Raw genomic sequence first — 17,895 nt, 5'->3', positions numbered from 1 at the left:
ATGCTTCTCGCGATCGACGCGGGTAACACCAATGTGGTTTTTGCGCTGCTCGAGGGGCGGGAGATTCGCGCCCGCTGGCGGATCGCGACCGATCCGCGGCGCACCGCCGACGAATATGCGGTATGGCTGAACCAGCTCCTGATGCTGGAGGGCTATAAGATTGCCGATGTGGAGGCGGTCATCATCGCGACCGTCGTGCCGCGCGCCCTGCACAATCTTCAGGTGCTGGCCGATAAATATTTCAAGACGACCGCGCTCATCGCCGGTCAGGCGCCGGTGGAGTGGGGCATCGAACTCGACGTGGCCGAACCGGCCTCGGTCGGGGCGGACCGGGTTGTAAACGCCATCGGCGCGCACCATCTCTACCGCGAGGATTTGATCGTCATCGATTTCGGCACGGCGACGACCTTCGACGTCATCGACTATCACGGCGCTTACAAGGGCGGCATCATCGCGCCGGGCATCAACCTGTCGCTGGATGCGCTGGTCGCGGCGGCGGCGAAGCTGCCCAAGATCGCGATCGCGCCGCCGGAGAACCGGTCGGTTATCGGCCGCACCACCGAAGCGCAGATGCATATCGGCGTCTTCTGGGGCTATGTGGCGATGATGGAGGGGCTGGTCGCCCGCATACGTGCGGAAATCGGCCGTCCCGCCAAGGTGATTGCAACGGGGGGCCTGGCGGTCCTCTTCGACGACAATAGCGATATTTTCGATGCGATCGCGCCCGATCTCACGATCCAGGGCCTCGCATTGCTGTATGAACGGAGTTTGAAAACAGAATGATACCCGGAAATGAGCTGATCTTCCTGGCCCTTGGCGGCTCGGGGGAGATCGGCATGAATGTCAATCTCTACGGTTGCCAGGGCAAATGGGTGATGGTCGACTTGGGCCTGACCTTTGCCGATCCCGCCTATCCCGGCGTGGAACTGGTGCTGCCGGACCTGAGCTTCATCGAGGATCGCAAGGACGATCTGCTGGGCATCGTGCTGACCCACGGGCATGAGGACCATATCGGCGCCATTCCCTATCTCGCGGCCGATCTGGGCGTGCCGCTCTATGCGACGCCCTTCACCGCGGGGCTGATCCGGCTGAAGCTGGAGGAAGAGGGGCTGACCCAGGATGTCGCGCTCAACGTGATCGACAATGAGGGCAGCTTCGCCCTGGGGCCCTTCGGCTTCCGCTATGTGCCGCTGGCGCATTCGATTCCCGAAGGCAATGCGGTGCTGATCGACACGCCCTATGGCAAAATCTTCCATACCGGCGATTGGAAGCTGGACGAAACGCCGCTGCTGGGCCAGCCCTCCACGCCCGAGGAACTGGCGGCCATTGGCGACGAGGGGGTGCTGGCGCTGGTGTGCGACAGCACCAACGTCTTCAATCCCGAAGCCAGCGGCTCCGAAGGCGATGTGCGCGTGGGGCTTATGCAGACCATCGCGGGCGCTAAAGGGCGCGTGCTGGTCACGACCTTCGCGTCCAATGCCGCGCGGTTGCAGACCTTGGGGGAGGTTGCCAATGCCATGGGTCGCAAGCTCTGCGTGGCGGGGCGGTCGCTCGACCGGATCATCTCGACGGCGCGGACGGCGGGTTATCTCAGGGATTTCCCGCCGACCGTCGATTGGGACGATGCGATGGCCTTGCCGCATAATGAGGTGATGATCATCGCTACTGGCGGGCAGGGGGAGGCGCGGGCCGCCCTGTCGCGCATCGCCTTCGACAGCCACCCCATCAAGTTGGATGAGGGCGATCTGGTCGTCTTCTCCTCGAAGCAGATTCCCGGCAATGAGATCGCCATCGGCCGCATCCAGAACGCGCTGGCGGCCAAGGGCGTGCTGATGGTGACGGATCGTCAGGCGGAGGTGCATGTTTCCGGCCATCCGGGTCGTCCCGAGCTGGAAGCCATGTATCGCTGGGTACGGCCGCAAATCCTGCTGCCGGTCCATGGCGAGCGGCGGCATATGGCCGAGCAGGCGCGGCTGGGTCTGGCGAGCGGCGTTCCCCATGCGGTGGTGCAGTCCAATGGCGATGTGCTGCGGCTGGCGCCCAACGGGCCGGAGGTCATCGGCAACGAAACGACGGGACGGCTGGTGCTGGATGGCGACGTCATCCTGCCCGCTGACGGAGCGACGATGAACGAGCGGCGCAAGGTTGCGCTGCATGGCCAGATCAGCGTCGCGGTGGCGCTGGACGGCAAGGGCAGGGTGATCGGTTCCCCCGCCTTGCGCACCCAGGGCGTGCCGGTGGAAGAGGACAAGGCCGCCTTTCTGGAGGAGGCGGCCGAGGAGGCTGCGGGCGCTGTCGCCAAGGGATCGCAGGAGGAAGAGGCGTTGCGTGAACGGGTCAGGTTGGCGGTACGGCGCACGGCCACCCGCTGGACGGGCAAGAAGCCGGTGGTGGACGTGCTGCTCATTCGCGCCTAAGCCCTTTGCGCATGAACTGGTATGCGATCTTTGCCATTTACGTGCTGTTCTGGGTGATCAGCGCCTTCATCGTGCTGCCCTTCGGCATTCGCACGCCCGATGAAACGGGCGAGGCGTTGCGGCCGGGGCAGGCGGACAGCGCGCCCAGCAATTTTCGTCCAGGGGTCGTTGCCTTTCGGGCGACGGTCCTGTCGGCGGTTCTGTTCGGCCTCTATTATGCCAATTATGTGGAAGGCTGGATCACGTTGGAGCGGTTGACGCATATCGGCTGAGTGTCTGGCCGGAACCGACGGGCAACGCTGTTGGGTAAGCTTGAGTAGGGGCTTCACGACAGAGTTTTGATGTTCGCCCCAGGCCGCATCATGCTCCTGCGAAGGCACTCGAACGAGGCGCGCGACTCGTTTCGACGTAGCGTACTTCAATATGTGAGCACCGGAGGCGCAGAAAGCCGCCATTTGCAGCCCGCCATGGGCCGAATCCCCGCATATTCTGGGCGGGCGAACCCTCGGACAGGCTCCGCAGCGAGATGGCTCAGATCCGGGCGACCACCATCATGTGCATCCGCGCCCTTATCCGAAAGCCGAGCGTTTCGTAGAGCGCCACCGTCGCCTCATGTGCGGCATAGGCATGCAGGAACGGCATTTCTCCGCGTTCCAGCATGGCCCTGGCAACGATCTGCATCAGGCCCTTCGCATAGCCCCGCCCGCGATGGTCAGGATGAGTGCAGACACCGCTGACCTCGGCAAAGCCCGGCATACGCATCCGCTCTCCCGCCATGGCGATCAGCCTGCCCCGCTCCTTGATGCCGATGAAGCGACCGAGCCGATGGGTCAGCGGCAGGAAGGGACCAGGCTTCGTCATCAATGCAAGAGCACGCATTTCCGTCGCATCATCATCTGTCAGCACGACGGGCTCCCAGGACGGCGCATCGCCCGGAATCTCTTCCGCCACCATCTGCGCAAGCATCGCTTCGCGGACCAGGCGCGTGCCGGCCGGCGGCGTTTGCGCATCGGGTTCGACGATCCACAGCTCCCCCTGTTCGGGCACAAGCGCAGCCAACGCCGATCGAGCCGCCGGATTGCCGTCCGCCGCAGCGGCAAAGGGCCCGTAGCGTGGATCGATCCGCAGCGCGAGCGCATCCCCTTCGGCCAAGGGCTTCCAGCCGCTGTTGAGGGCGTTCCAGACCGGGCGATGCAGAGGATGATATGACACGATGACGCTATTTTCCGGCTGCGACCGGGGAAAGCAAGCCCCTCTTGCCCTGCCTTGCGAGCATAGGTCTCGATGGCCGGTCGATTCCGTAACAATCCGCTAATTCCCGCTTCTTTTGGACGGCGCGATTTACCAAATGGAAATCATGTTTCGGCAATGGTGGCGATGACGTGTCACGCCCTGAACGAAACTTGCTCGCATCCCTGCGAGGGCGCATGACGCCGGACACCCAGCAAAGCGCTGAAGTGCAGGCGAATCTCGTCAAATCCCTTTATGCTTCTCCCGCCTCGCTGATGATCGGTGCGGTTGCCGGCGGCGCGCTGGGGCTGGTGATCGCATGGCATGCGCGGCTGCCCGCCATCACCGCGATTGCGGTCCTGATCTGTCTCGTCGGGCTCAGCCGGTCGATCTCGGCCGTCTATTTCGAGCGGCAGCTTGCCCATCAGAACGGTGTAACCCAGCCCATTTGGGGACTGGCTTATGAATTGGGTGCCTGGGCCTATGCCGCGCTCCTCGGAATATTGACCTTCGCGACTCTCCTGCTTTCGGAGGACGCGACGCTCCACGTATTGGCCGTTTGCCTGGTGGCGTCCTATTCCGGCGGTATTTCAGGTCGTAATGCTGGCCGCATTCACGTCGCGGTGGGACAGACATGTCTATCCCTGCTGCCTACCTCGCTGGGCCTCGTCCTCGCGGGTGGGCTGAGTTATACGGTTCTGGGAATTCTCTGCTTCCTGATGATCTTCGCCATGGCGGACATTACCAAGACGACGCATCGCATCGTCTTGGAGGCATTGCAGGGCAAATATGAAAAGACGCAGCTCGCCACCAAGTTTGAGCGTTTGGCCCGCTTCGACAGCCTGACGGGTGTCGAAAACCGCATGGCGATGCAGATGCGGCTGCGCGAGATGTTCGATGGACGACGATCCGATCAGGATCCGATGGCGGTGTTCTGGATGGATCTGGACCGCTTCAAGGAAATCAACGACTCCCTGGGACATATGATCGGCGACCAGCTTCTATGCAGGGTCGCTGAAAGGCTGTCTCGCGCGCTGGACGGGCGCGGCCATGTCGCGCGATTCGGAGGAGATGAGTTCGTGCTGATCTGCCCCGGCGCCAGCCGGGCCGAAGCGGAGCGGATCGCGGACGATGTAATGGCCGAATTCACGCATGATTTCGACGTCGGCGGCTATAGTCTCGGCGTGACCGCGTCCATGGGGATCGCGGTTGCGCCGGGGGACGGACAGGACAGCGACGAACTGCTCCAGCATGCCGACATGGCGCTGTATCAGGCGAAGCATGCGGGCCGAAACCGCCATGCGCAATTCGCCTGGTCGATGAAGGAGCGGCAGAACCGCACCTACGATCTGGAAATGGGCCTGCGCGGCGCCATGGCGAATAATGAGCTGGTGCTGCACTATCAGCCGATCTTCGACACGAAAACCGGCAAGATCACGATTTGCGAGGCCCTGATGCGATGGGATCATCCGACGCTCGGCCGCATTTCCCCTGCGGAGTTCATCCCCATCGCGGAAAGCTGCTCGATGATCGAACCGATCACGGCCTGGGCGCTGGAGCAGGCCTGCCAGGATGCGATGGAATGGGATGAGAATGTCCGCGTCGCGGTCAATATCTCCCCGGTGTTGATCAAGAGCGACAGCCTGCCCCGCGCGGTCATCGCGGCGCTGATGCAATCGGGACTGAGGGCGCGCAGGCTGGAACTGGAGGTGACCGAGTCGATCTTCCTGGAGGATAGCGGCCGGACCAACCTGATCCTGTCCGATCTCCAGCGGATCGGCCTGCGGCTGGCGCTGGACGATTTCGGGACCGGCTATTCCTCGCTGGGTTATCTGCGCGACTATGCCTTCGACACGATCAAGGTCGACCAGAGCTTCATGCGTGGCGTCGAGGAGAATTCACGCCACAGGGCGATTGCCCAGTCGGTCGCCTATCTGGCCCACGCCCTGGATGTCGAAACCGTGGCGGAGGGGATTGAAACCGACGATCAACTGCGTTGCGCCCGCGAAATGGGCTTCACCAATGTGCAGGGTTTCGTGCTTAGCCGGCCAGTCCCCGCGGTGCAGGTGTTGGAGATGATGCGGCAGATGGATGACGATAGCGGCAGCGTCGCCATGCTCCAGGACCGGCGGCGCGCCTGATCTTATCTATGCAGACGGGTTTGGGCCGAGGCCAGGCGACGCATCATCCGCACGTCCTTCAGATCGAGCTTGAGTGCAGTGGCCGCCCAATTCTCGACGATGTCCTTCAGTTCCTCATATTCCAGCGGATCGACGCGTCGACCTGCCTGGAACACCCCGACATGACCGGCATGATGGGGCAGGCTGGCCGCGATATAGTCGCGGACGGCCTGCTCACCCTCGCCATCCTCCACCAGCGTGTGGATAATGCCCATGTCGTGCATCTCCTGCGCGGTATAGACCTTGCCGGACAGGATCATCCGTTCGGCCGCCAGCCGACCCAGCTTGCGCGCGAGGATGGAATAAGCCCCCATGCCGGGGAAAAGGCCGAACAGCATTTCGGGCAGACCGAAACGCGCACTGCGTTCAGCAATCACGACATCGAAGCAAAGCAAGGCTTCGAAGCCGCCACCCAACGCATCGCCCTGTGCCAGCGCAATGGAAATCACGGGAAGGTCGCCATTGCGCCAGGTGCGATGAACCACGTCGATACAGGCATGGCCATAGTCGACAAGACCGGGCAGGTCGCCACGCTCGATGCAGCCGGCGAACAGTTCCAGATCGCCGCCCAGGTTGAAAACGCCGGGAAAACGCGATCCGGCCACCATATATTTGACCGGCAGCTTGCCCGCATCGAACAGTCGTTTGGTCTCCACATACCAATAGCGGACGTCACGCAACATGGCAGGGCTGAAATTCGGTCGATTCGATGGCGTCATGAACGCCCAGAGCGTAGCGGCATCCGCCTCCCAGCTTATGTCGATCTGGCCGAGGTCGAACATGGTCGAGGTGCCGACGTCCGGCGTCGAGGCCATGCTTTCCGTAACGGCAGCCACGACATCTTCCTCCGCCGGAAGAGGGGCGGGAGTCAGATCGTCCATATGTTCACGGCCGGAATTAAATCGTCCGGAATCAACCATCTGAGCCCCCAAACTGCAACAGATGTTAAGCAGAACAGGGTTGCCGCGCTTATGCAATCGCGCCGAAAGGCATTGCCCCGGAATTAACCATTTTTAATAGCAACTGTTGCAGGGATGTCGCCCAAAAACTGGTCAATCGCGGAGTTTTGTTGTATTTATGCAACAAATAGCTTCTTTGAAAACTTGTCGCAAATCGGGCGCAGGCCTTTGTTAACCTTTATTAATTACGATCATCGCCATGAACACGCCCCGAACCGACAGGCAGCTTGTGACCCTGCTGCTGCACGACCTGCAAGGTGAGTCATGGCAGCTCAGCCTGGCTGCGGATTGTCTTTGTTTCATCGGCAATTACCGCCGGGTCGAAGGGTTCGATGTCGACGCGATCGTTGCGCTTGACGGGCTGCGCAAGAAGGGCTGAAGCGCGGCTTTGCGGCCTTGTCTGGCGCCTCTTTCGACCGTACAGCGCGCGCTGTGACAAATCCCCGCTTCTCCTTTTCGATCGCCGCGACCGACGGCAAGGCCCGCACGGGCGCCATCCAGATGCGCCGGGGCGAGATTCGCACGCCTGCCTTCATGCCGGTCGGCACCGCCGCCACGGTGAAGGCGATGCGTCCGGCCGAAGTGCGTGCAGCCGGCGCAGACATCATTCTTGGCAACACCTATCATCTGATGCTTCGTCCGGGGGCGGAGCGCGTCGCGCGACTGGGCGGCCTGCACGCCTTCATGGGCTGGGACAGGCCGATCCTGACCGATAGCGGCGGTTATCAGGTGATGAGCCTCAGCGCGCTGACGAAGATGAGCGAGGAGGGGGTCGCCTTTTCCAGCCATATCGACGGCTCCAGGCATATGCTGACGCCCGAGCGTTCGATGGAGATCCAGCGGTTGCTGGACAGCGACATCGTCATGGCTTTCGACGAGTGCACCAGGAACGGCTGCACCCATGACGAGGCGGCGAAGTCCATGGAGCGTTCCATGCGCTGGGCGAAACGCTCCCGAGACGGGTTCGATGCAGGGGCGGAACATGCGGAGCGGGCGGCGCTGTTCGGTATCCAACAGGGATCGCTGGACGAGGGCCTGCGGCGGATTTCGGCGGAAAAGCTGATCGACATCGGCTTCGACGGCTATGCCGTCGGCGGGCTGGCCGTGGGCGAGGGGCAGGAGGCGATGTTCGCCACGCTCGATTTCGCGCCCGGCATGCTGCCGGCCGACAAGCCGCGCTACCTGATGGGAGTGGGCAAGCCGGACGACATTGTCGGCGCGGTGGAACGGGGGATCGACATGTTCGATTGCGTATTGCCCACCCGCAGCGGGCGCAACGGTCAGGCCTTCACCTGGGCCGGGCCGCTCAACATCCGCAATGCGCGCTTTGCGGAGGACAAGGGGCCGCTCGATCCGCGCTGCGGTTGCCCGGTCTGCACGACCTGGAGCCGCGCCTATCTGCACCATCTGGTCAAGGCCGGCGAGATGCTGGGCGCGATGCTGATGACGCAGCATAATATCCATTTCTACCAGGCGCTGATGCAGGGGATTCGGGACAGCATCGCCATCGGGCGCTTTCAGGGCTTCGCAGCGGATTTCCGGCGGGATTATCAGCGGGCCTGAGGGGGTAAGCTCCCCGAACGCCTACTCCAGCACCGTAATGACGATCGCATAGTCGCCCGTCTCCGGATCATGGTCCAGCGGTGCGCGCAACTGGCGTGACAGGCCGGTGAGCACCCGTCCGTAGCGCTCCTCCAGCCGGGCGGTCATGTCCGGCGATCCGCGCAGCGCCGGCGAGAGGATGTGGAGCACCGCCCGGTCGGTGCGGCCCGGTTCCAGTTGCACGGAGATCCGCATCGCCGTGCGCGGATTGGACAGCATGGCAAGTTCCACCAGCTCGGTCAGCAGGAAGGCGATGGGCACTGCGACGTCCTGGCTGATGTGCAGATTGTCGCTGTCGATCTGAATGCCGAAGCGGCGCGCCTCGGCCGGGGCGGTGCCGCGCAGGCTGGCCGACAGTTCGCTGATCAGCGACCGCACGCCGACGCCGCGATGTTCCTCCAGCTCGGCATAATGGTTGCGGTGGACGACCGACAGCGCATCGACCCGCCGCTGGATCGTCGCATAGGCCTCGACCGCTTCGGCGTCATGGGCGGATCGCGCGTGCAGGTTGATCAGGCTCGCAATGATCTGGAGGTTGTTCTTGACCCGGTGATGGACCTCCCGCGTCAGCTTTCGCTGGGTTTCCAGGCCCTCCGCCATCTCCGCCTCATGGGTGGCGACATCTTCGCTGATTTCGCGGAAGGTGTCGCCCAGCGCCACGATCTCCTGCGCCGGGGTGCGGATGCGGCGCATCGGTTCCAGCACCTGACCGGGTTCATAGGCCGCCACCGTGCGGCGCAGCAGCACCAGCGGCCGGATCAGAAGGCGGTTGACGACGAACCAGCCAATGGCCGCCGCGGCGAACCACATGACCAGCGGCAGGAACAGCGACAACATGCGCGCGATCGTGACCGGGGGATCGCGCACCGTCATGGTGAGGACGATGTCGGGCGGGTCGAGCCGGGCGGAAAGCGTGGTGCTATGCCCGCCCGAAAGGCCAGCAGGCCGGGTGATGAGCAGGCTGCGGCCGCCCTCATTCAAGGTGATCTGCCGGTTCTGCAACGTGCCCGCAGGGTTGGTCATCGCCTCCAGATAGCCGCGCGGATAATAAGCGATGGCGACGACCGCGCCGTTGGCGCTCCGCGCCCGGCTGATGAGATAGGGCGAATCCGTCAACAACTGCGCGGCGGCATCGCCGAAACGTTCCGACCGGGGAAGGCCCGGCGGTTCCGGCAGGGTGGAACCGCAAAGCCGCCGGCCCGAGCGGTCGTAGATATAATAGCGGCCGCCGCCACGGTCGTGAGAGGTCAGGAAGGCCGAAAGGCGTGCGCACATCGCCGGATCGGGGCCGGATGTCGCAAAGGCATTGGCCGTCAGCATCAGCGCCGTTCGGTCGGACGCGAGATCGGCGGACAATTTGCGCGCACTTTGCGTCACCGCCACGCGCAGCAGCGCTTCCTTTTCCAGGTCGGTGGTGCGGATCGCCTGAAGCGAGGCGACCAGGGCGATCAGTCCCAGCGGCAGCAGGGCCAGCGTCAGGATGAGGAACATCTTGACGCCGGTGGAATGGGAAACGGCGTTCAATCTCTGAATGAAGGAAGCGGCCGGGGGAAGCGTGCCTTCGGCCGGCGGCGGTGGGGATATTCTGTCCATTTACCTGACGCTGAACATCGAACGCCGATTCTTCGGGGAGAGCGTCGCTCGCCGGCCGGATTTTACCAGATGCGCCATGTCCCCTCCGCTTGTTTCCGGCTCCCCCCCGGTCCGGCCGATCAGGGAGAGTCAGTCGAGCTTGCTGAGAAGGTCAAGCATTTCCGCGGGAATATCCTCGTCAACCGCGCGCTGATAGACGGATCGCAGGGCATTGGCGACCTGGCCGTCGTCCTTCGCGGCCGATGTGCGTTTCTTGCGGGCGACACTGCCCTTCACGCCAGAATCCGGAGTGTTGGTGCCGACATCTTTCTTGTCCCCTCCCGTCACATCCCGTTCCGTCGTTGAAGCAACCAAAACACGCCCCTCTGCAGCCATCAATGTCATGCCAGCCTGCTCTTTTTGCGGCTTTCCCCTATGACGTCAATTCGGCGTCAGGGAAATCAAAACACAAAATTCCAAAGATTTTCGAAAAAACCGAACGGCAGTGAAACAAATCCGTTGGTCGTTGGTTCCCTTGGCGAAGCATTTTTTGCCCGCCGCACGAGGTCGGCGGCGAGAATGGAAGGCGACGCGGGCGGTCATGCCCGAAGCATTTCCATTCTGAAAGGGGGTAAGGGGGCTTGCCACATCGGCATCGTCCATCCATCCTCCCATTCCGGCGAATGTTTCGGCATTTTGGTTAAGGCGTGGCTTTAACATAGGACAAGGCGCCCGATGGGCTGGGAGAATTTTTACAGATGTCGCTTGGTCAGCAACTGCACCCCCACCTTCCTTTCCTGCGGCGCTACGCGCGTGCATTGACGGGCAGCCAGGCGCATGGCGATGCCTATGTGCGCGCCACGCTGGAGGCGATCGTGGCGGCGCCCGACGAATTTCCGTCGAATGTCGATCCGCGCCTTGGCCTCTACAAGACTTTCCATGCGATCTGGTCCTCGTCCCATCTGGAAGACGGGCCGGTGCTGACCGGCGCCGACGGGCAGGAGGCGATCGCGCAGGCACGACTCGCCCGCCTGACGCCGCTGCCGCGCCAGGCGCTGCTGCTGACGGCGCTGGAGGGATTTACCGTCGATGACGTCGGCTATCTGATCGGCCTGGACAGCGACGACGTGGAAGCGCTGGTCAAGGAAGCGCTGAGTGAGATCGAGGCGCAGACCCGCGCCAAGGTGCTGATCATCGAGGATGAGCCGATCATCGCGATGGATATAGAGACCATCGTTCGCGACCTGGGGCATGAAGTCACCGCCATCGCCGTCACGCGCGAGGATGCTGTGCGCGAAGCCATGGCGGAACGGCCCGGGCTGGTGCTGGCGGACATCCAGCTTGCCGACGATTCGAGCGGCATCGATGCGGTGAAGGACATCCTCGCCGAATTCTCCGTTCCTGTGATCTTCATCACCGCCTTCCCCGAACGCCTGCTGACGGGCGAACGGCCGGAGCCGACCTTCCTCATCACCAAGCCTTTCCAGCGTTCGACCGTCAAGGCCGCGATTTCTCAGGCGCTGTTCTTCGACGAAGCGACCGCGCCGGCCTGACGTCGCGCGCGGCTTTCTGAAATTAGGCTGGAAAGAAGGGGAACCCCGGTCCGCGACCCGCGTTATTGATGCGTAACGATCGGGAGCGACCCATGGTCGAACAGGAGCAGCATATTGCGACGGAAGAAGCCAGGGCGGGCTCGACGCCGCATATCGTGCGTTACGTGCTCGGCGTTTCACTGACACTCGCGATCATCGTGATGATTGTGATATTGTGGGGCCATTGAACGCGGTTGCGGCAATTGGTCCTTGAGAAGAAAAAGATTGGGATGCGGACGCACATATGGCTTTGACGACTTCCGTTCATGCAGCGAGGGCGACAGCCGGTGAAGGGGTTGTTACCATGAGCGACGGCGTGGGCCAGGATGTTGAGCGCGAAACGCTTTCAGACACCGATTTCAAGCGGGAACTGGCGGCGGTCATCCCCCATCTGCGCGCCTTTGGACGGTCCCTGTCCGGCAATCGCGATGTCGCGGACGATCTGGTGCAGGAAACGCTGTTGAAGGCCTGGGCCGCGCGCAGCCGCTTCCAGGCGGGCACCAACATGCGTGCCTGGACCTTCATCATCCTGCGCAATCATTATCTGTCGCAGATGCGCCGTTCCCGCTTCCGGGGCGATTGGGACGATCTGGCGGCCGACCGCCTGCTTGCCGCGCCCGCCGGGCAGGACAAGCATGTCGAACTGTCCGACATGCAGCGCGCCTTGCTGCAATTGCCGCAGCCCCAGCGAGAGGCGCTGATCCTGGTCGGCGCGGGCGGCTTCGCCTATGAGGAAGCCGCCGAAATCTGCGGCGTCGCCGTCGGCACCATCAAGAGCCGCGTCGCCCGCGGCCGCGCCGCGCTGGAGCAGATATTGGAAAATGGCGAACTGCCATCCCGCCGCAGCCAGGAAAGCAGCGACGCCGCGGTGCTGGACGAGATCATGGACGATGTCGACCGGTTGAGCCGGGGCCGGGAATCCAGGGAAACAGGTGAAGATACCGACTCCGACGTGGAGTGATCTGTGCTATACTCTCCGCCTCGGTATGCGAGGATCGGGAGAAGGAGAATGGACGAAGGTCGTAAGGACGAACCCTTCGAACCGGCTTCCTTGCCGGGCCGGTCGCGGGGAAGCCTGATCATATTCCTTCTGGTCGCCCTGGCGCTGGTGCTGGCGATCGGCTTTTTCTACATGACGAAGGAACGCGACGACCGCCGTGCCGACGCCCTTATGAAGGCAGCCGGTTCCGTCGACAGCGCCGCCCATGTGGTGGGGCACGCGGCGAAGAACGCCGCGGATGCGCTTCGCAACCAGAATTGATCGCCCCTGCCGGTCCGCTTCGCCGGCATGGCCGATGGTCCTGTTCAGAAAATCTTTGTGATTGTCGTGCATTGTCCCCGACAGTGTCGGATTTCCTTACAGCGCCTGTAAGCTGATCCGGCTGTCACCTGCCCGCCGGGCGCAGCGGGAACGCGCGACGAATGATAAGATTGTTCAAACATTATGTGCCGCATGCGGTCCTGCTGCTCGGCCTTCTGGACTTCATGCTGCTGATGGCGGCGGCTGAAGGCGGGTGGATTCTGCGCGCCCGCCAGATCGGCATGGAGGTCGATCATGTGTCGACCCGCATCGCGCCGCTGCTCAGTTTCGGCCTGGCCATACAGACAGCGATGATCGCGGTCGGCGTCTATGGGCCGGAGGCGCTGCAATCGATCCGCTACGCGCTGGCGCGCCTGCTGGTCGCCATATCGCTGGGCGTGCTGTTCCTGTCGGTCATGCATTTCCTGCTGCCGGACATCACGCTCTGGCGGTCCAATTCGCTCTACGCCATGGGACTCGCCATTGCCCTGCTGCTGGCGATCCGCGTCCTTTTGGGATCGATGCTCGGCGGCGAGGCGTTCAAGCGGCGGCTGGTCGTGCTGGGCGCGGGCAATCGCGCCGACCGCATCCGGGAGATCGAGCAGCGCAAGGGATCTGGCTTCCTCGTCGTCGGCTACATCGCGATGAATGACGGCACGCAGGTGATCCCGGAAGCGATCAACCGCAGCGCCATCTACAATCTCGCCGATTTCGTCGTCCGCCTGGCCGCGAGCGAGGTGGTGCTGGCGCTGGAGGAACGGCGCAACGCCTTGCCGCTGAGCGACCTGCTGCGCATCAAGACCACCGGCGTCCATGTGAACGAAATCTCCACCTTCCTGGAGCGGGAAACCGGCCGCGTCGACCTGGACAGCGTCAATCCGAGCTGGCTGATCTTCTCCGACGGCTTTTCCGCCGGCCGCCGCCTGTCCAGCATCGCCAAGCGGCTGTTCGACGTCCTCGCCAGTTCGATCCTGCTGCTGCTGACCGGCCCCATCATCCTGCTCGCCGCGATCCTGGTGAAGCTCGACAGCAAGGGCCCCGCCTTCTACCGCCAGCAGCGCGTCGGCCTGTATGGCGAGGAATTCTGGATCGTGAAGCTGCGCACCATGCGGCAGGACGCGGAACTGTCCGGCCAGGCGGTCTGGGCGGAAAAGGACGATCCGCGCATCACCCGCCTTGGCTATTGGCTGCGCAAGCTGCGCATCGACGAACTGCCGCAGACATGGACGGTGCTGAAGGGCGAGATGAGCTTCGTCGGCCCGCGCCCCGAACGCCGCCAGTTCGTCGAGGATCTGGAACAGCATCTGCGCTATTATGCGGAGCGGCACATGGTGAAGCCCGGCATCACCGGCTGGGCGCAGATCAACTATCCCTATGGCGCGTCGATAGAGGATGCCCGGAACAAGCTGGAATATGATCTTTATTACGCCAAGAACTACACGCCTTTCCTCGATCTGCTGATCCTCATCCAGACGCTGCGCGTCATCCTCTGGCCGGAGGGGGCGCGGTGAGCGGCCTGCTGCAATTCGTCGGGGACTGGGGCCATGCGCTGGCCGCCGTGCTGTTCGCGGCGCTCGGCATTTTCGTCCTGCGCCGCCGGGAAGAAGCCGCCGAACAGCGCCTGCTGGCCGCCGCGCTGCTGCTGACCGCCTGCTGGTCGCTCTATGTCTCCTTCGGCGGGGTGGGCAAGCCGCTGACCGGCATCGGAGAAAATATCCGAAACGCGGCCTGGCTGCTGCTGCTGTTCGCGATGCTGCGGCGGAACGGCGCGGTGCGGGGAGAATCCCTGCTGGCGATCGGATCGGTCTATGCCGCCGTGGCGGGAATCATCCTGCTTCAGACCTTCACCGACCTCATCTGGCGGCAATTGCCGGAGCCTAGCGACCTGCACCGCGCGCTTCTTCACGCCTCGCTGGTGCTGCACCTGATGACCGCCATCGGCAGCCTGATGCTGGTCCATCATCTCTATATCAGTTGGCCGGTTCGGGAACGGGAGCGGGTGGCGCTGCTGCTGGGGGCGCTGGCGGCGATGTGGACATATGACCTCAATCTCTATGCCATCGCCACCTTCGCCATCGACCGGGCAAGCGATCTCTACGCGCTGCGCGGGCCGATGATGGCGCTGCTGGCCCCGGTGATCGCGGCGGGAATGCGCGCCGACATGGCCGGACGGCTGCAACTGTCCCGCACCCTGACATTCCAGTCGCTCTCCCTCGCGGCCATCGCGCTCTACATCGTGGTGCTGGCGGCGGCGGCGGTGCTGGTGGAACTGGTCGCCGGACCCTATGCCCGCGCGGTCGAGATCGGCTGCGTCTTCTTCCTGGCGGTAAGCGCGCTCGTGCTGCTGCCTTCCCGCCGGCTCCGCGCCTTCTGGAAGGTGCAGGTGGCCAAGCATTTCTTCCAGCACCGCTATGACTATCGCACCGAATGGATGCGTTTCGGCGACACCATAGGCCGCCCCGGCGACAATGCCCTGCCTTTGGGGGAGCGCGTGGCGAAGGCGGTGGCCGACATCACCGATTCTCCCGCCGCCCTGCTGATGCTGCGCGCGGACGACGGCGCGCTGGCGTTCGAAACGCATTGGAACTGGCAGGGGGACAGGCCGGACGGATCGGTCGTGCCCGCCCCGCTCGCCGCCCTCATCGAACAGAGCGGCTGGATCATCGACATCGACCGCCCGCCTTCCGGGGCCGGGGAAATCAGCGCGCCGGGCTGGATGAGCCTGGACCGCCGCGCCTGGGCGCTGGTGCCGCTGATCCATTTCGGCCGGCTGATCGGCGCGATCCTGCTTGCCCGCCCGCCGATCGACCGCCGGCTCGATTGGGAGGATTTCGACATGCTGCGCGCCGCCGGACGGCAGGCGGCCAGCTATCTGAGCGAGGCGCAGGGCCAGCAGGCGCTGGACGACGCCCAGCGTTTCGAGGAGTTCAACCGCCGCTTCGCCTTCATCATCCATGACGTCAAGAATCTGGTGAGCCAGCTTTCGCTGCTCGCCCGCAATGCGGAGCGGCACGCCGACAATCCGGATTTCCGCACCGACATGGTGCTGACGCTGAAGGAATCGGTGGGCAAGATGAACGACATGCTCGCGCGCCTGTCGCAGCATAACAAGGGCCGGGCGGAGGAACCCCGGCCCATGGCGCTGCGCGAAGTGGCGGAGCAGGTCGCGCGCACCCGCTCGCGCCAGCACGAAATAGGCGTGACCGGCGACGCGCCGCCCGTGCTGGCCGATCCCGCCAGGGTCGAGCAGATCGTCACCCACCTGCTCCAGAACGCCATCGACGCCAGCCGGCCGGACAGCCCCGTGGAATTGCGCTTGTCCGCCGATGATGCCTGCGCCCTGCTGGATGTCGTCGATCAGGGCCGGGGGATGACCGCGGAATTCATCCGCCGCGAATTGTTCAAGCCCTTCTCCTCCAGCAAGGCGGGGGGCTTTGGCATCGGCGCGTTCGAGGCGCGGGCGCTGGCCCAGGCGATGGGCGGGCGGATCGATGTGGAAAGCAAGCCCGGCGTGGGGAGCCGGTTCACGCTGCGCCTGCCTTTGGCGCAACAGGATCTTAGGGGGAAGGCCGCCTGATGAGCGACATGCGACCGAAACTGCTGATCGTCGAGGACGATCCGGGCCTGCAACGGCAATTGCGTTGGGCCTATGAGGAATATCAGCTCTTCATCGCGGGCGACCGGGAGGAAGCGATAGAGATGCTGCGCGAGCAGGCGCCCGATGTGGTGACGCTGGACCTGGGCCTGCCGCCCGATCCCGACGGCACCAGCGAAGGGTTCGCGACGCTGGCGGAAATGCTGCGGATCAAGCCGGACACGAAGGTCATCGTCGCGTCCGGCCATGGGGCGCGGGAAAGCGCGCTGCAGGCCATTTCCGGCGGCGCCTATGATTTCTACCAGAAGCCGGTCGACATCGATGAGCTGGGGCTGATCGTCCGCCGCGCCTTCCACGTCCATGCGCTGGAGCGGGAAAATGCCCGGCTGGCCGAAACCGCGCCGGAGGGCGGGCGCGTGCTGGGCCGGCTGATCACCGCCGCGCCGGAAATGATGAAGGTCGCCCGCACCATAGAACGGGTGGCGGCCGCGGACGTTTCCGTCCTGCTGCTAGGCGCAAGCGGCACCGGCAAGGAATTGCTGGCGCAGGGCCTGCACGATGCCAGCCCGCGCCGGGACGGGGCCTTCGTCGCGATCAACTGCGCGGCGATTCCCGAAACATTGCTGGAGGCCGAACTGTTCGGGCATGAGAAGGGCGCCTTCACCGGGGCGATCAAGACCACGCCCGGCAAGATCGAGCAGGCGCAGGGCGGCACGCTCTTCCTGGACGAACTGGGCGACATACCGCTGGCCTTGCAGGTGAAGCTGCTGCGCTTCCTGCAGGAGCGGGTGATCGAACGGATCGGCGGACGCCAGCCCATATCGGTCGACACGCGGATCGTCTGCGCCACGCATCAGGATCTGGAAGCCATGATCGCGGCAGGCACTTTCCGGGAGGACCTCTATTATCGCCTGGCGGAGATCGTCGTGCGCATTCCCGCTCTCCGGGAGCGGCCGGGCGATCCGGCGCTGCTGGCGCGGCATTTCCTCCACCGCTTCGCCAAGGAGATGAATCCGCAGGTCAAGGGGCTCGCGCCCGATGCGCTGGCGGCGCTCGACGCCTGGGGCTGGCCCGGCAATGTGCGAGAGCTGGAAAACCGCATGAAGCGCGCCGTCATCATGGCCGACGGCAAGCATGTGACCGCGGCCGATCTCGATCTGGACGGGGATCGCGCCGAAGGCGGTGATGTGGTGAACCTGAAGGCGGCGCGGGAAATGGCCGACCGCCGCGCGATCCGCCGGGCGATTGCGCGGACGGACGGGAATATCTCCGGCGCGGCGAAGATGCTGGGGATCAGCCGGCCGACGCTCTACGATCTGCTGAAGCAATATCGGATGCAGAATTGAAGGCCCCGATTGTACCAAAGCGCGCCGCGTCCATTGGAGTGCGGGGAAATGGCCAATCCAAGACATTCCCCTCCCGTAAACGGGAGGGGTTAGGGGTGGGCG

Annotated in this window: 18 protein-coding genes; 13 read left to right on the top strand and 5 right to left on the bottom strand. The window is 63.9% G+C overall.

The features are described 5' to 3' along the window. The 3 genes from H5V43_RS07420 to H5V43_RS07410 are packed head-to-tail and all read left to right on the top strand — an operon-like array spanning position 1 to position 2,689. A complete protein-coding gene (locus H5V43_RS07420) occupies positions 1-783 on the top strand; it encodes a type III pantothenate kinase (RefSeq protein ID WP_025549530.1) in 783 nt (260 codons plus the stop codon). Further along, positions 780-2,417, top strand: coding sequence for a ribonuclease J (locus H5V43_RS07415; protein ID WP_025549529.1), 1,638 nt, complete (start codon positions 780-782; stop codon positions 2,415-2,417). The genes H5V43_RS07420 and H5V43_RS07415 overlap by 4 nt, the downstream gene beginning before the upstream one ends. Positions 2,418-2,428: 11 nt before the next feature. Continuing rightward, positions 2,429-2,689 carry a DUF1467 family protein gene (locus H5V43_RS07410; protein WP_025549528.1) on the top strand — a complete coding sequence of 87 codons (261 nt, stop codon included), beginning with the start codon at positions 2,429-2,431 and terminating at the stop codon, positions 2,687-2,689. 259 nt (positions 2,690-2,948) lie between these two features. On the opposite strand, the gene H5V43_RS07405 is transcribed toward H5V43_RS07410, so the two are convergent. Continuing rightward, positions 2,949-3,629, bottom strand: a complete 681-nt coding sequence (locus tag H5V43_RS07405) for a GNAT family N-acetyltransferase (RefSeq protein ID WP_025549527.1) — start codon at positions 3,627-3,629, stop codon at positions 2,949-2,951. 215 nt (positions 3,630-3,844) lie between these two features. On the opposite strand from H5V43_RS07405, the gene H5V43_RS07400 reads away from it, so the two are divergent. Continuing rightward, on the top strand, positions 3,845-5,788 hold the full coding sequence (locus H5V43_RS07400; protein WP_025549526.1) for a putative bifunctional diguanylate cyclase/phosphodiesterase: 1,944 nt from the start codon (positions 3,845-3,847) through the stop codon (positions 5,786-5,788). Positions 5,789-5,790: 2 nt separating this feature from the next. Here the strand turns inward: H5V43_RS07400 and H5V43_RS07395 are convergent, their stop codons facing one another. Further along, positions 5,791-6,747: a crotonase/enoyl-CoA hydratase family protein gene (locus tag H5V43_RS07395; protein ID WP_025549525.1), complete on the bottom strand. Its 957-nt coding sequence runs from the start codon at positions 6,745-6,747 to the stop codon at positions 5,791-5,793. 238 nt (positions 6,748-6,985) lie between these two features. Here H5V43_RS07395 and H5V43_RS07390 point away from each other — a divergent pair, with 238 nt between their 5' ends. Next, a complete protein-coding gene (locus H5V43_RS07390) occupies positions 6,986-7,165 on the top strand; it encodes a hypothetical protein (protein ID WP_025549524.1) in 180 nt (59 codons plus the stop codon). A 53-nt stretch (positions 7,166-7,218) separates the two neighbouring features. Beyond that, positions 7,219-8,349 (top strand): tRNA guanosine(34) transglycosylase Tgt, encoded by a 1,131-nt coding sequence (gene tgt / locus H5V43_RS07385; RefSeq protein WP_025549523.1) that lies wholly within the window; start codon positions 7,219-7,221, stop codon positions 8,347-8,349. 21 nt (positions 8,350-8,370) lie between these two features. Here the strand turns inward: tgt and H5V43_RS07380 are convergent, their stop codons facing one another. The 3 genes from H5V43_RS07380 to H5V43_RS07370 form a co-directional block, all read right to left on the bottom strand. Further along, on the bottom strand, positions 8,371-9,879 hold the full coding sequence (locus H5V43_RS07380) for a sensor histidine kinase (RefSeq protein ID WP_025549522.1): 1,509 nt from the start codon (positions 9,877-9,879) through the stop codon (positions 8,371-8,373). A 231-nt stretch (positions 9,880-10,110) separates the two neighbouring features. Continuing rightward, positions 10,111-10,365 carry a NepR family anti-sigma factor gene (locus H5V43_RS23585; RefSeq protein WP_044662533.1) on the bottom strand — a complete coding sequence of 85 codons (255 nt, stop codon included), beginning with the start codon at positions 10,363-10,365 and terminating at the stop codon, positions 10,111-10,113. A 36-nt stretch (positions 10,366-10,401) separates the two neighbouring features. Next, positions 10,402-10,623 (bottom strand): hypothetical protein, encoded by a 222-nt coding sequence (locus H5V43_RS07370; protein ID WP_128830766.1) that lies wholly within the window; start codon positions 10,621-10,623, stop codon positions 10,402-10,404. A gap of 95 nt (positions 10,624-10,718) precedes the next feature. Between H5V43_RS07370 and H5V43_RS07365 the strand changes: the two genes are divergently transcribed. The 7 genes from H5V43_RS07365 to prsR all read left to right on the top strand — a co-directional run bounded on the left by H5V43_RS07365 (position 10,719) and on the right by prsR (position 17,793). Then, positions 10,719-11,513: a response regulator gene (locus H5V43_RS07365; protein WP_025549521.1), complete on the top strand. Its 795-nt coding sequence runs from the start codon at positions 10,719-10,721 to the stop codon at positions 11,511-11,513. 92 nt (positions 11,514-11,605) lie between these two features. Further along, a complete protein-coding gene (locus H5V43_RS23765) occupies positions 11,606-11,740 on the top strand; it encodes a hypothetical protein (protein WP_025549520.1) in 135 nt (44 codons plus the stop codon). Between the two features lie 116 nt (positions 11,741-11,856). After that, positions 11,857-12,513: a sigma-70 family RNA polymerase sigma factor gene (locus tag H5V43_RS07360; RefSeq protein WP_025549519.1), complete on the top strand. Its 657-nt coding sequence runs from the start codon at positions 11,857-11,859 to the stop codon at positions 12,511-12,513. A gap of 48 nt (positions 12,514-12,561) precedes the next feature. Further along, positions 12,562-12,813, top strand: a complete 252-nt coding sequence (locus tag H5V43_RS07355; protein WP_025549518.1) for a hypothetical protein — start codon at positions 12,562-12,564, stop codon at positions 12,811-12,813. A 161-nt stretch (positions 12,814-12,974) separates the two neighbouring features. Then, positions 12,975-14,363 carry a TIGR03013 family XrtA/PEP-CTERM system glycosyltransferase gene (locus H5V43_RS07350; protein WP_025549517.1) on the top strand — a complete coding sequence of 463 codons (1,389 nt, stop codon included), beginning with the start codon at positions 12,975-12,977 and terminating at the stop codon, positions 14,361-14,363. Continuing rightward, positions 14,360-16,429 (top strand): XrtA/PEP-CTERM system histidine kinase PrsK, encoded by a 2,070-nt coding sequence (gene prsK, locus H5V43_RS07345; protein ID WP_025549516.1) that lies wholly within the window; start codon positions 14,360-14,362, stop codon positions 16,427-16,429. Before H5V43_RS07350 ends, prsK begins: the two co-directional genes overlap by 4 nt. Further along, on the top strand, positions 16,429-17,793 hold the full coding sequence (gene prsR / locus H5V43_RS07340) for a PEP-CTERM-box response regulator transcription factor (protein ID WP_025549515.1): 1,365 nt from the start codon (positions 16,429-16,431) through the stop codon (positions 17,791-17,793). The genes prsK and prsR overlap by 1 nt, the downstream gene beginning before the upstream one ends. The last annotated feature ends 102 nt before the right edge of the window (positions 17,794-17,895 follow it).

It is taken from the genome of Sphingobium fuliginis (genome assembly GCF_015074805.1).
Lineage (GTDB): Bacteria > Pseudomonadota > Alphaproteobacteria > Sphingomonadales > Sphingomonadaceae > Sphingobium > Sphingobium fuliginis.
The sequence above is the reverse complement of the archived record's forward strand: the minus strand, read 5'-3'. Positions and strand labels throughout refer to the sequence as shown.